This is a genomic window from Parasphingorhabdus sp. SCSIO 66989 (assembly GCF_032852305.1).
Taxonomy (GTDB): Bacteria; Pseudomonadota; Alphaproteobacteria; order Sphingomonadales; family Sphingomonadaceae; genus Alterisphingorhabdus; species Alterisphingorhabdus coralli.
In genome coordinates, this window is the sequence record NZ_CP136594.1 from 1059268 (window position 1) to 1073042 (window position 13775).

The following is a 13775-nucleotide window of genomic DNA, read 5'->3' on the forward strand; positions in this document are numbered from 1 at the left end:
GGGTTATGTCGCACTCCGCAAAACCGGCCGTTGCAGCCGGTTTGCCAATGGTGCCGAGATAATCAGCTGTATCTGATGATAGATCAACGCTGGCAGGATCACCATACCGGCTTCGGGTCCGGCAAAGATCAATGCCGCCATCGGCGCGCCGGTGGCGATGCTTTTGTGCGATCCGGAGAACATCATCGATATGCGGTCCTTGCGCGCCAATTTCAGCGCGCCGCCGAGCAGCCAACTGCCGCCAAAGGCCAATAGCAACATCACCATGACCACGCCGCACAACAGCGCCAGTTCCGTGGCACTGACAGTCTGCCACAACCCACCCGCGACGGCGCTACTAAAGGCGACATAAACCGCAGTGGCGATCGCGCTCTTGTCCATAAAGCCGAGCAGCGTCTTGCGCTCTTTCGCCCATGCACCGAACCAGCCCTGCAATAGCTGGCCGAGGCAAAAGGGCAGCAACAGGATCAGCATGATCTTGCCGACCAGCGCGCCACCATTTGCTGCGCCGCTGTCACCACTGCCAAGGCCTATGGTCAAGATCACCAGCAGCGGCGTGATGATGATCGCCGCCAGATTAAGCAATGCCGAAGCGACAACCGAGGCGGCGATATTGCCGCCGGCAAGCGAGGAATAGCTGATCGCCGATTGCACTGTGCTGGGCAGCAGGCCGACAAAGATCAGACCGGTAACCAGTCCGGCGGGCAATTGTCCCTGCATAGTCCACGAAGCGCTGAGCCCAACCAAAGGCATAAACGCAAAGACAAACAATGCGATAATGGCTTGCAGCCGCCAATCGCGGATCGCCTGCACCACTTCTGCGCGCGGTAACCGCAGGCCATGCAGCAGGAACAGCAGAAAGATCGCCGCTGCTGAGACGGTGCTGCCAATCTCCGCCGCTTGCCCCCTTAGTGGCACAAAGCTGGCAAAGATGATCGTGCCGAAAAGCACCATCACAAAGCGGTCAGGAATAAGCGCGGCCCAGTTCATGGGGCCCTCCTGCATTTTCGCTGACATTATCGCAATGATTTCCTATCGATTGGATTAGTAGATTCGATACTAAATGGTTTGAGCATCTTTTCTCCCTCTCCCCGCCGGGGAGAGGGTTGGGGTGAGGGGGAGCGAGGCGCAGCCGAGCGTCCAAGCCATCAGCATCGTACACCCCCATCCAACCTTCCCCCTCAAGGGGGAAGGCTCAGACAGTGCTATACCTGTTGGGAGAACCTAAGTGGATTATGACTGGTCGACAATTCTCGCCACGATTGAACAGACGGTTCAGCCGCATATCGGTAGCGGTAAGGTGGCGGATTATATCCCGGCGCTGGCGGCGGTTGATCCTAATCAGTTTGGCATGGCCGTCGCGCTCAAGGATGGCAGCGTGCATTGTCTCGGCGATGCGGCCAAGCCTTTCTCGATCCAGAGCATTTCGAAGGTGTTCACCCTGTCGATGACCCTGCGGCTCATGGGCGCGGAGCTGTGGAAGCGGGTCGGGCGGGAACCTTCGGGCAGTGGCTTTAACTCTATCGTCCAGCTCGAATATGAATGCGGCATTCCGCGCAATCCGCTGATCAATGCCGGAGCGATTGTGGTGACTGACCATCTGGTGAACGATGGCGATTGCGACACCATGATCGACCAGCTTGTCGCGCGGCTGCGGCATCTGGCGCAGGATGAGGCGATAGCGATTGATGATGAGGTTGCCCGGTCAGAGGCGGCAGCAGGCGCACGCAACCGAGCGCTGGCCAATTTTATGGCGTCCTATGGCAATATGACCAATCCGGTGGAAGACACGCTTTCCGCCTATTTCCGCCATTGCGCTATAGCGATGTCGTGTCGCCAATTGGCACGCGCCGCGCTCTATCTCGCTTTTGATGGCTGTGATCCGGTGACCGGCGAGCAGATTATCACCTCGTCCAACTGTCGCCGCATCAATGCGGTGATGATGACCTGCGGCCATTATGACAATAGTGGTGATTTTGCCTTTCGTATCGGCCTGCCGGGCAAAAGTGGCGTCGGCGGCGGCATATTGGTGATTGCTCCGACCTTTGGTGCGATTGCGGTATGGTCGCCGGGACTGAATGACGCTGGAACCTCAACCGTCGGCAGCATCGCACTGGAATCGCTGGTGGAGCAGACAGGCTGGTCGGTGTTTGTGTGAAAAATAGCCCTCTCCCCTTCAGGGGAGAGGGTTGGGAGAGAGGGCGTTCAACAAGCGCATCGCAAGCGGATGGCCCCCACCCCTAACCCCTCCCCTGAAGGGGAGGGGAACATTTTATGCAGCCCGATAAGCCTTTGCGCGCTCGGGGCCAGCGAAAACCGCGATAATATCGCCCGGATTCTTGCCAATCGCAACCAGCAGATAGATGGTCAGAAACGGAATGCCGAAGGATGCCGCCAGCAGCGCCAGTCCGAGACCGGCGGCGCTGAAATGATGGCGCCATGCGGTCCATAGCCCTGACAGCACAAGGAAACCGGCAAAGTCGAGGTTAAACTGCCCCTGCCAGTCCATAACGCCAATCGCACCGAAAAAGGGAGGCATAAGGTTCATGCCATGATTGGCGATAACTGGAACGGTATAGGCGACAACGGTCACCAGAAGCACGATAAGAAGAATGCGAAAAGCGGCCATGACATGTTCCCTGATAGCGTGACGGGGCCAGCCCGTTGATCACGCTATAGAGAAATGTAGCGATCGCTACAATAACAAAATTATGCTTTTTACATTCGCGGCTTCGGCGCCGGTGTTTCGGAGAAGCGTGGGGCAGGGGCGGGCTGCACCATACCGTCCACCTTGATATAGGTCTGCCGTTCAGCATTGTGTGGATGGTTCGGCGCTTCGCTCAGGCTCAATACAGGGGCGAAACAGGCGTCGGAATGCTCCAGCAATGCGCACCATTCATCGCGTGTCTTGCTCTTGAAGATGGTGGTTAGCTTTTCTTTCAGCTTCGGCCATTCCGCCGGGTTCATCTGTGGATCGAAGTCCGCGTCTTCAGCCAGACCAGCGCGCTTCCGCAGTTCGGCATAAAACTGCGCCTCAATCGAACCGATAGAGACATATTTGCCGTCCGCAGTTTCATAGGTGTCATAGAAATGCGCCCCGGTGTCGAGCAGATTGACACCGCGCTCATCGCGCCACTGGCCATTGCCGAGAAAGGTATAGGTCATCGCGGACAGGACGGCGGAACCATCGGTCATGGCGCAGTCAATAACTTGCCCCTTGCCGGTCTGGCGCGCCGATAAGATACCCGCCACCATGCCAAAAGCCATCATCATGCCGCCGCCGCCAAAATCGCCGACGGCGTTGATCGGCGGCGTTGGTTTGTCACCCGCACGGCCATAGCCATGCAGCGCGCCAGAGAGTGCGATATAGTTGATATCATGCCCGGCAAAAGGCGCATAAGGCCCGGTCTGCCCCCAACCGGTCATGCGGCCATAGACCAAGGCCGGATTGTCGGCGTGCAGCAAATCGGGTCCAAGGCCGAGCCTTTCCATCACACCGGGCCGAAAACCCTCGATAAGGCCATCAGCCTCGCGCGCGAGATCGCGCACCTTGGCAACGCCTTCCTCGCTCTTCAGGTCTGCTGTAACCAGCTCGCGCGAGCGGTTCAGAATGTCCTTTGTTTGCTGCGCACCGGGACGCTCTACCCGGATCACACGTGCACCATGGTCGGCCAGCATCATACCCGCAAAAGGGCCGGGGCCTATGCCTGCCAGTTCGATAATTGTCACGCCATCCAATACGCCAGGCATAAACTCTCTCCTATTGCTGTTGCGGTCCATTATGGTCCGTCATTTTGCGGGCAAAGCTATCGCGGATTGCCTGAATTGCAACATTGCTGTGTGCTAGGCTTGTTGCACAAACGCATCATTTGTCCGGATTGGCGCAATCGGCGGTTGGCCTGTGTTTTGATTGTCCTTGCTCCAAGCCACTATGCCGTAACGGCAATTATGTTTGTGTAATCACAAGCCAGAGTTTCCAGAAAAAAAATTGCATCGCGGGCCTATCTGTGACAACTTTATTGCAGGTGTCACTTGACGAAACAAAAGTTCGCAATGGCTCCTGCTACATAGCAATCTTTCATGGGAGATGAGGATGCGTAAGGTTTGGAAGCCCCTTATGGGGCTGTGTTGTTCTGCGTCTATGGCGACGCTGGCCTGCGGAACAGCCTATGCTCAGGATACACTGCCTGCAGATGGTCAAGCGGCTCAAGATGAAGATGATGACTTTTTTGACGACGACAATGTTGTCATCGTGACCGCTACTTTGCGGGCGCAGGATATTCAGGACATTCCCATCGCCGTGACTGCCGTCAGTCAGGCGGAACTGGATCGACAGGGCATCGTTGATATCCGAAACCTGGGTTCGCTTTCCTCAAGCTTTAACCTTCAGTCTTCACAAACGGAATCACAGGGCACGTCGATCCGTATTCGCGGCATCGGTACCACGGGTAACAACACCGGTCTGGAAAGCTCGGTCGGTGTATTTATCGATGGCGTGTATCAGTCGCGTCCCGGTGTTGCATTGGGTGATCTGGTCGATCTGGAACGGCTGGAAGTATTGCGCGGACCGCAAGGTACGCTGTTTGGGCGTAACACTTCTGCCGGTGCTCTCAACATCACCACCAAACGCCCAAGCCTCACTGATGTCGAAGGCTTTGCAAACGCGACCTATGGCAATTTCAACCAGATCAATGTACAGGGCGGCATTAGCGTTCCTGTTGTGACGGATAGCCTGGGTATTCGTGTATCGGGCGCTTATCGCCATCGTGACGGTATCGTCACCAGTGCTGTGACCGGCGCGGAAAGCGGCACGCGTGACCGCATTTTGCTGCGTGGCCAGATGCTTTGGGAGCCCGCTCCCGAGGTCAGCCTGCGTATCATTGGTGACTATATTGATGCCAATGATGAATGCTGTGACGCGATCATCCTGCGTGAGACCGGGCTGGTGAATGCAGGGGCTTTCGCTGCGGCTGGATTGACAGCCAATGGTGGCGTCGTCACATCCGGAAGAGCCGCCTTTGAAGGCCGTGATTCCAATTCCCAGCAGTTTGAGAACCCCAATGACCAATGGGGCGTGTCCGGTGAGCTGAAATGGGATCTTGGTGGTGCCCAAGCAACCGCTATCGTCGCCTATCGCGACTTTAATGCCCAATCGCGCCAGGAATCAGACTTTGTTGGGCTCGACATCTTTACCTCGGGTGCCGGATCAAACTTTAACCCGGCAGGTTCTCAACCCAATGATACCAACATCCAGACCTTTACCGCAGAGTTGCGGTTTCAGGGATCTTTGTTTGATGACAAAATCGACTGGTTGATCGGTGGGTTTTACTCGAACGAGGATATTCGTGAGTTGCAATCGCTGACACTCGGCGATGATTACCAGGCGGCGGTAGGCACAGCCTTGTTTGGCGCTGCACCACCGGCCTTGGGTCCGAACCCATTATTGGCACTAGCAAATGGTATCGATGCCAGCGGCTCTTTCGCCAACAACCTGTTTACCCAGGACGCGCAAAGCTGGTCGATCTTTACCCATAATGTGTTCCACATCACTGATACGCTCAGCTTCACCGCTGGTGCGCGCTATGTCGAAGAGCGCAAGGATGGGGCATTTAACCAGGTTGCCGCAAGCAGCGATGCCTGCCTTGCTACCGCGCTTAATGCGCTTAATGACCCAACCACGGATCCTTTGGCACCTCTTCGGGGCGCCGCACTGGGCTTAACCTGTTTCCCGTTTACGGTTGAAGCCAATCCGATTGCTGATCTGCCGTTCGGTCCGGGCGGCGCGCTGGTGCCGGTCGACCTTTCGACAATTCTGCCTTTGCCAAGACAGTTTGACGACCGGTTTGAAGACGATCAGTTGACCTGGACCCTGCAACTGGCATGGGAACCCAGCGATGATTATCTGATCTATGGCGGTGTGTCGCGCGGCTTCAAAGCCGGTGGTTTCAACCTTGACCCGACCGCCGCTGCTTCCGGTGGTGATCCGCGCTTTAATTCAGAAGTTGTTGATGCCTATGAGCTGGGTATCAAATCAACCCTGTTTGACGGTCGCGTCCGCGCCAATCTGGCGCTGTTTCACACCGAAATTTCGGACTTTCAGGTGCTGGAATTTACTGGGGTGCAGTTCCAGACGTTCAACGTCAATGACGTAACATCCACGGGCGCCGAACTGGAAATCCTTGCGCAGTGGAGTGACTATATCTCCACCAATGTCGCCATCACCTACGCTGATGCGCAATTTGGCGACGATTGCGCCGTCGGGCTGACCGGCGCGGCTGCGGGCTTTGCCCAAGGCCTGTGCGGTTTCCCGCTGGTCAACGCGCCTCAGTTCACCGGTATCTTCGGCATGACCTATGATGGTCCGATCAGCAGCGGCACCGAATGGACGATGCTGGCCAATTTCACCATGCGCTACGAGTCATCGCGCCGGACCAGCACCAACCCGATCGATCCGGGTCTGTTTGATCCTGCTGATCCGATGAATCCGGCCGCGCTCATACCGTTCGATGTGCAGGAAGCCAATATTCGTGCCAATGCGCGTCTTGGTTTCACATCGCCGAATGAGCGCTATACGATCGAATTCTGGGGCACCAATATCTTTGATGAGCGTACTCGCGGCATCACCTTCAATACGCCGTTGCGCGGTGGTACCGGTGATCGTTCGCGCGGTGCCTTTATCGAGGACCCGGCCTTTTACGGGGTAACTGTCCGTACCAAATTCTAGAATAAAGCAGGAGAGGACCTGACCGCAAAAGCGGCAACTCTTAACGGGCCGTCCCTCGGGGCGGCCCTTTTTTTGCCCGTCCGCGGCGTATGCTCGGCAAGGCTTTAGACAAAGAAAAGGGGGCGCTGTCTCCAGCGCCCCCTCATATTGGGTCTGTTGAAATGATCAGAACCGATAGCGGACCAGACCGCCAAAGGTGCGAGGTGCACTCGGGTAGCCGGAGACTGTGCCAGACTGCGCAACGCCGTCAAACACTGTCAGGATCCAGCGATCATCGAACAGGTTCCGGACAAAGCCACCAATCTCGAAGCCATTATCCATCTGGAAAGTTATCGAGCCATTGACCAGATTAACCGCACGGCGGAAAATCTGTGTGTTACCGAGCGCTGCGTTGAAGGTTGGCAGGCCGTTATTCACATTGACCGCACTCTCATGCTGATAGTCGACGCGTGTAACAAGGCGGTTGCCTGACGCGCCAAACTCATGCGTGTAAGTACCTGAGGCTGCGATATTCCACTCTGGAACACCGCCGACAGGCTGGCCGGAAAGATCGCCAACCGGGCTTTCCAGGAACTCGTCATAGACAGCATCCAGATAGGTTGTGGCGAAGGTGAAGACCAAGCCGTCGGTCGGGACGATTGTCGCATCAAACTCGAAGCCGCGAACCGACTGCTGACCAGCATTGTTCAGCTGGAAGCCGGTGCCGGTAAACAGGAAGGACTGGAAGCCTTCAATTGTCTGGTCAAACAAGGCTAGGTTGAAACCGATACCTTCAAACTGCCCTTTCAGGCCAACTTCCCAAACTTCCGCGTCTTCCGGGCCAGCAACGCGAGAACCGGTTCCCAAATTGGGGACCGCCAGTCCTGCGTTGAGGATCGGCGATGCCGGTGCCAAGATGGTGCTGTTGCCCGGACCCGGTATAAAGTCACCAAAGGCAGGACGGCTATCACGCGACAGGTTGACCGAACTCGCCTTGAAGCCAGTTGCATAAGATGCGTAAACATTGATCTCATCCGCAACGTCATAGGCGACGCGGAAGGTATAGGTCAGCTGATCATCGCGGGTGCGGCCATCCTCAACGCTGTTGGGGATGTTGAGGAATGGCGGCTGGAACTGGAACGCGGACAGGCCAAGCAATTGGTTCTGGCCGGGGTCCAGGGCTGCCGCTGCGATTGCGGCGAAAGCATCTGGCTGCGCGGTCTGGAAGGCCGCAATCTCAGCCGGGCCAATCTGATTAGGCGGCGTCATTGTAGCGCCGGCAATGCCGCCGACAATGAATGCGTCGACCAGATTAACTGCGCCCAATTCGTCAAACGAGGTCTGGCTAAGCGCAAAATCCTTGGCATCATCGGTGTAGTTAAACCCGGCGGTGAATACGAGGCCATCAACCGGCTCGAAATCGACCGTGCCGAAAATCGACCAGGACGTATTTTCCATACGATACTGCTCGGTTGTCAGCGGTCCGGGCGAGAAGATGCTGTTCGCAGGCAGACCCAACCCGGCCTCGACGCCCAGGAATGTCCCCGGACCAGTTGGCGTCAGCAACTCGAAGAACTCCCGGCCAACGGCGCCGGTAGTCAGATCGCTGTTCTGATCAATCGTCTCGTCGAAGAAGAAGCCGCCGAGGAGGAAGTTGAGCGGTCCGTCAAAATCCGATGCGATCCGCAGTTCCTGAGTGAAGGTCTGGACGTCTTGGTTGCGAATCTCACTCACAATATCGGCACTGGTGAAATCGACATCCTGATCGAAGAAGTTGCTAAGCTCACGATAGGCGGTGATCGATGTAATGGTGATCGGACCGGTTTCATAGTCGACCTGAATCGAGCCGCCATAATTGTCGACTTCGTTCCGCGGCACCTGATTGAGGAAGGTGGAGTCACCAAAGAAGTCCGTCGTCAACTGGCCGCCGACGCCGAAGACCGCTGGAGCCGTTGGGCCTGCGACCAGCGTGTTTGCCAGACAGCAGGACTCGTCAATCCGGCCATAATCGGCTTGGGCGCGGATGCTCAGATTGTCGGTTGGCTCCCAGAGCAACTGACCGCGGACATTCCAGCGATTACGATCGTTGATATCTTCGTTGAGATTTTCGATCTCGAAGAAACCATCGCGACGGTTGTAGCTGCCATCGACCGAGAAGGCGAGGGTATCGGTAATCGGACCGGTGATATCGCCTTTGACGATGAACTGGTTGAAATTGCCATAGGCAACTTCAAAATTGCCGCCAAAATCAAATTGCGGTGCCCGGGTAACAATCGAGATCACACCGGCAGAGGCGTTCTTGCCGAACAGTGTCGATTGCGGCCCGCGCAGAACCTCGACACGCTCAAGATTGGCCAAATCGCCCAGGCCACCAATTGAGCGCGAACGGAACACGCCATCGACAAACACGCCGACAGAAGGCTCGATGCCGAAGTTGTTATCGCCATTGCCAAAACCACGAATGATGAAGGTGGTGTTGGAGGAGTTCTGCAACTGGCTAACACGCAGTGACGGGGTGACGGTCTGCAGATCGAGAACGTCACGGATGACCGCGTTGTCGAGTGTCTCACCTGAGGTCACCGAGACAGAGATCGGGGTTTCCTGCAGCGTGGTCTCACGCTTACTGGCGGTCACGATAATAACATTATCGTCAAAATCATCGTCAAACTCGTCCTGCGCCTCCTCCTGAGGGGCAGCAGTTTCTGGCTGAGCCTGTTCTTCGGCCTGAGCGGCGACGGTAAAGCCCAGCGATCCGATGCCGACACCGGACAGCAGCAAGGCTTTAGTAATAGTTGGGGTTCTTCTCATTCGGTCTCTCCCTGAGATGCGACGCGCAATTGCAAATACGGGCTATTCCATGCCCTTTCGGACCTCGCTGATAGGATTCTGAGGGGAATCCGACAATTGAAAAACGCTGCTGTCATAAGACTTGCGCAGAAGGCGTGGCAAAAATGCAACGGAATTTGTTACGCTGTACAGCGCAGTTCCATGCTGCACTGCACAATATACTGCGTTGCAGCAATCGAATGAGCACGAATACTGTAGCGTTAGTTTGGACAGGAAGTGGATTTGGGCGAGTTTCCCCGCCTTCACGCAAGTATATTGTTCGCAAATGCAGCAAAGTGCAATAAATGCAACATGCAGCCGCACAGTTTTGTAAATTTATGTCAATAGTGGGGTTGAGGTGGTGCCGAATGTCCGACTCGAACGGACGACCTACCGCTTACAAGGCGGTTGCTCTACCAGCTGAGCTAATTCGGCCCATGATCATGAAGCTGATTCCACGCGCTCTATAGCTATGTTACGCCAAAGGTCCAGCCCTCGGTTTCAGCAATCTGCGCACTGAGCGCTTCTGGCTGCCAATAACGATGCTGTGGGGCGGTCTGCCGCAACCAGGCCGCGGTGATGATCGCATCGGTACGGTGGTCGCTATAATCGGGCAGGCGTGTCGGCGGTAGGCAGGCCATCCGATCCAGCGCGCCAATCAATGTGGCGCGGTCGCGGATCTTGGTCTGCCCCTTGCGCAGGCCTGCATCCATGGCGGCAATGCTGGTGTAAATCTCGACAAGCATCGGGCCGGTTTCGGGGATTGGGTCAAACGGCCAGATCGGCATACGCCCGTCAAGCTGATGAAACAGCCGCATGCCCGTCAGGCTGGATTTGCCAACCTGTGCCGCGCCGACCAGATTGAAGCAACTGGCGCTTGCCGCCTGTCCGGTCTGGCGCTGGACATGTTCGACCACGCGTAACCGCCCGGTGCCAAGATCGCCGAAGCGGTCGCCGACATCGCCCTTGCCATGGCGGAAATAGCGGCGGATTTCGGGATGGTCGCGGACCATCTGCGATGCGGCCATATGCGGTTCGTCAGCAGCCAGCCCGTCAATCATCGCCCAAAGCTGGCGGGCATTGCCCGGGCTCTGCTCCCAGCCGGGGAAATAGGCACCATCATCGCAAAAGGGCAGGGCAGGGGAGAGATCGAAGCCGATCAGCATATCGCTGCCCTGCTCGGCCTGTTGCAACAGCCAGTACTTGACCGCTTCCCGGCTCCAGCCTTGGGCCGGGGCTGTGGATTTGGGTTTCGCGTCTGCATGCGCGTCCAGCACCGCCAGCGATATGCCAGCCGGATAGGCGACCGCCTGACCGGACCAGTCAAAACAGGCGAAAGAGGAGAAGTGGCGCATCATCAGGATATAGTCGTAATGGCACACAAAGAAAAAGGGTGGCCGCCTTTCGGCAGCCACCCTTTCGCAAGTTTGTGTCCGAGGACAATCAGTCTTCAGATGCAGCCTTTTTCGCCGGAGCGCGGCGGGTTGTTTTCTTTGGTGCTGGATCACCCTGCATTTTCTCCAGCTGGCGCGCCGCGGCGTCGCGGCCACCCATGCCAAAGGCGATGGCAGCGGCGACACCAATGGTGGCGACCAGTGCAGTGAACGCAGTCTGGACGATCTCGTTACCGACGCCCATGAACTGCAGACCCATAAAGGCGAACAGGATCAGCGCGGCATAGCGCACGACCGAGGCTGCCAGCGGGTTCTGTGCCCCCATGAAGCTGGCCAGCAGATTGGCGATAAAGAAGCCAACCGCAATAACCAGACCGCCAAACAATACACGGCCACCCAGTTCCAGGATATTGTCCAAGATCGCTGTCAGCTCAGGGAAGTTGAGCAGGCGCGTTGCCGCGATGGCAGCGAACAGCATGATTGCAACCATGACAATCTTCGACACGATGCCGGATACCGAAGTGCCTTCTGGCAGGATACCCAGCGCACCGACAGAACGGTCAACACCCAGACCCGGCAGCAGGTCTTCCAGCACACCGGAAACCCAGCGCGCGATCAGATAGGCAATACCGAGTACCAGCGCGGCGCCGATGATCAGCGGGATGGCGCCAAGGATCATTTCCAATACGGTTACCGCCGGGTCGCTGATCGAAGAGATTTTCAACGCCTGCAAAGCAGCAATCGAAACCGGCACGATGATCAGCACATAGACGATATTCGCCAGCGTGCTGGTGATCGCGCTGTTGCCAGTGACTTCATCGCCACCGGCGCGGGTGAACCATTTATCGAGGTTCACTGTCTGCAGGAAGGTGGTGACCAGATCGCGGACGATCCGCGCGACGATCATGCCGATGAAGAAGATAATGCCAGCCCCGACAATATTGGGGATAAAGCCCATCACCGTGTCGAGCAGCTCTTTGAGTGGCCCGGTTACTTCGTTGAGCTGGAATACGTTAAGGATCGCAATCCAGCCGAGTAGCCAGACCAGCAGGCCGACAATGGTGCCGAGTGACTCTCCAATGCTGCTACCTGAACCGGTATCGCGCTGGAGGAATTCGATGCGATTGATCAGCTTGGCAAAGGCCCATTTGCAGGCCGATGCGATGATCTTGGTCGCGAAATAGATGAGAATGGCGAAAAGGATCTTTGATCCCCAGTCCATCAGGACTGCGAGATCGAGCGTATAGCCCATAAAATTGAGATTTTCCACGATAGATTCCCCTGGTTGAAGAGCCACAAATACTTATGTGAATATGCCGTCTCACAGGCGTAAACCCGCGTAACGGCAACTTGCCGACATTATCACGCTGGCTAGGACCTCAACAAGGGCACGCTGGTCCATTACGGAAGGGCAGCCACCAATTCTCGTGTAAACTCTTGTATATCGAAGCGATCCTCGCGGGTATCATAGCCACGGCGGACAATAATCAGATCGCGTGACGGGATAATGACAAGAAACTGCCCCCGATTCCCTATGGCGGCGAAGGTGTCTTTGGGGATGCCTTCTGACGTATTCATCAGCCAGAATGTCGCGCCATAGCCGAGTTCGAAATCGGGCTGTGGTCCCGATGGCGTGCTGACATAATCACGCCAGCCTTTGGGCAGCAGGCGCTTTCTGATGCCATCCTCATAGACCCATTCGCCGTCATTCAGATACAGCGTACCAAGCCGCGCCAGATCACGCGCGGTGGTCCACATCTGGCTGGAAAGCACATAATTACCCTGCCAGTCATGCTCGGCCCAGCTTCGGGTCATGCCGATCTTGAAAAAGAAGTCATAGGGATCGAAGAGATATTGCTGTGTGATGCCGCGGCTGACCTTGTTCACTTCAGCGTTCATCTGCCGCCGCTCCTCTACCGCCGCCAGCACTGCAAGGAGCGTATCATTATTGGCATAGCGGAAACGGGTTCCGGGCGGGTGGAGCAACGGCCAGGCGGATGTCCGCTGGACGACGCTGGCGCCGCCCATATAGATGGGGTCAGTGCGGTTGCCCGCAGTATCGGATTGCAGCCCGCTAGCCATGCGCAGCAGGTCGTCATAGCTTATGGCTGCGCGCGGATCTCCGGGCATTTGCCAGGCGGGTACCGGCGCGGTTTTGCTGGTATCGCTAACATAATACCCCACCAAGGTGCCCGCGACTGATTTGGCGACCGACCATGTCCGCTGCGCCGTATGCTTGTCTTGGCCCGGCTTATAGCCCTCCCAGATGATGCCGTTTGAGTTGGCGATCAGCACCGCGCTTGTCTTGCCGCCAAAGCGTTTCTCGCCGCCCTTATGGTCACCCTCGCGAAAGGCGCTCGCGGCGATGGTATCCATGGCGTCATAGCTTGCGATGCGCGGCAATTGCGCTCCGCGATCACCCCGTGGCCAGCTTCTGTCATCCAGATCGGGCCGCCTCTGACCCATGAAGTAAGGACCGAACTCGGTTGCGCCGATGGGCGCAGAGATGCAGCCGCGCATCCGGTCCCATCGCGCCATACGCGGCGGCATATCATCGGCAAAGCGGACGCTGACAATATGGTCCTGCTCGTTGATAACCGGCTCCAGCGTCGGCACAATATCGGCGATGCGGTCATAAATGCCGGTCAGCTCATCGGCTTCAATATCCTCCAGCGATTTGCCGCCATTCCACAGACCAGAGCAGATAAATTGGGCCTTGTAACCAGCAGCATAAGCGCGGTCGGTGCGGCTGGGTTCAGTCTGTTCTTGGGCTGTCGCCGGTATTGCCAGTATAGCGATAACCGCTATGATCAGCCTAACAATATCGCGCATGGCATTTCCTTCCACATGGT

9 protein-coding genes and 1 tRNA gene are annotated in these 13775 nt (G+C 56.8%); 2 read left to right on the forward strand and 8 right to left on the reverse strand.

Annotated features, from left to right (window positions below; genetic code table 11):
- Positions 1-3: 3 nt before the first annotated feature.
- Positions 4-990: a bile acid:sodium symporter family protein gene (locus RB602_RS04950; RefSeq protein WP_317083506.1), complete on the reverse strand. Its 987-nt coding sequence runs from the start codon at positions 988-990 to the stop codon at positions 4-6.
- A gap of 259 nt (positions 991-1249) precedes the next feature.
- Between RB602_RS04950 and RB602_RS04955 the strand changes: the two genes are divergently transcribed.
- Positions 1250-2158 carry a glutaminase gene (locus RB602_RS04955; RefSeq protein WP_317084420.1) on the forward strand — a complete coding sequence of 303 codons (909 nt, stop codon included), beginning with the start codon at positions 1250-1252 and terminating at the stop codon, positions 2156-2158.
- Between the two features lie 114 nt (positions 2159-2272).
- Here RB602_RS04955 and RB602_RS04960 read toward each other — a convergent pair whose 3' ends face one another.
- Both RB602_RS04960 and RB602_RS04965 read right to left on the reverse strand, forming a co-directional pair.
- Positions 2273-2629, reverse strand: coding sequence for a hypothetical protein (locus RB602_RS04960; RefSeq protein WP_317083507.1), 357 nt, complete (start codon positions 2627-2629; stop codon positions 2273-2275).
- An 89-nt stretch (positions 2630-2718) separates the two neighbouring features.
- A complete protein-coding gene (locus tag RB602_RS04965; protein WP_317083509.1) occupies positions 2719-3750 on the reverse strand; it encodes a CaiB/BaiF CoA transferase family protein in 1032 nt (343 codons plus the stop codon).
- A 343-nt stretch (positions 3751-4093) separates the two neighbouring features.
- On the opposite strand from RB602_RS04965, the gene RB602_RS04970 reads away from it, so the two are divergent.
- The gene (locus tag RB602_RS04970) at positions 4094-6724 is read left to right on the forward strand and encodes a TonB-dependent receptor (protein WP_317083511.1); all 2631 of its coding nucleotides are present in this window, start codon (positions 4094-4096) and stop codon (positions 6722-6724) included.
- Between the two features lie 165 nt (positions 6725-6889).
- Here RB602_RS04970 and RB602_RS04975 read toward each other — a convergent pair whose 3' ends face one another.
- The 5 genes from RB602_RS04975 to RB602_RS04995 all read right to left on the reverse strand — a co-directional run bounded on the left by RB602_RS04975 (position 6890) and on the right by RB602_RS04995 (position 13755).
- On the reverse strand, positions 6890-9511 hold the full coding sequence (locus RB602_RS04975; protein ID WP_317083512.1) for a TonB-dependent receptor: 2622 nt from the start codon (positions 9509-9511) through the stop codon (positions 6890-6892).
- Between the two features lie 377 nt (positions 9512-9888).
- Positions 9889-9964: transfer RNA gene (locus RB602_RS04980), tRNA-Thr, on the reverse strand.
- A 35-nt stretch (positions 9965-9999) separates the two neighbouring features.
- Positions 10000-10944, reverse strand: a complete 945-nt coding sequence (locus tag RB602_RS04985; protein ID WP_317083514.1) for a hypothetical protein — start codon at positions 10942-10944, stop codon at positions 10000-10002.
- Between the two features lie 28 nt (positions 10945-10972).
- Entirely contained in the window at positions 10973-12193 is a 1221-nt protein-coding gene (locus tag RB602_RS04990) for a mechanosensitive ion channel (protein WP_317083516.1), read from the reverse strand.
- Positions 12194-12324: 131 nt separating this feature from the next.
- Positions 12325-13755 carry a serine hydrolase domain-containing protein gene (locus tag RB602_RS04995; protein ID WP_317083518.1) on the reverse strand — a complete coding sequence of 477 codons (1431 nt, stop codon included), beginning with the start codon at positions 13753-13755 and terminating at the stop codon, positions 12325-12327.
- Between the last annotated feature and the right edge of the window lie 20 nt (positions 13756-13775).

Coding starts and splice junctions, on each gene's coding strand:
- RB602_RS04995 (WP_317083518.1), bottom strand. CDS start 13,755: ATGCGCGATATTGTTAGGCTGATCATAGCGGTTATCGCTATACTGGCA.
- RB602_RS04960 (WP_317083507.1), bottom strand. CDS start 2,629: ATGGCCGCTTTTCGCATTCTTCTTATCGTGCTTCTGGTGACCGTTGTC.
- RB602_RS04965 (WP_317083509.1), bottom strand. CDS start 3,750: ATGCCTGGCGTATTGGATGGCGTGACAATTATCGAACTGGCAGGCATA.
- RB602_RS04950 (WP_317083506.1), bottom strand. CDS start 990: ATGAACTGGGCCGCGCTTATTCCTGACCGCTTTGTGATGGTGCTTTTC.
- RB602_RS04970 (WP_317083511.1), top strand. CDS start 4,094: ATGCGTAAGGTTTGGAAGCCCCTTATGGGGCTGTGTTGTTCTGCGTCT.
- RB602_RS04975 (WP_317083512.1), bottom strand. CDS start 9,511: ATGAGAAGAACCCCAACTATTACTAAAGCCTTGCTGCTGTCCGGTGTC.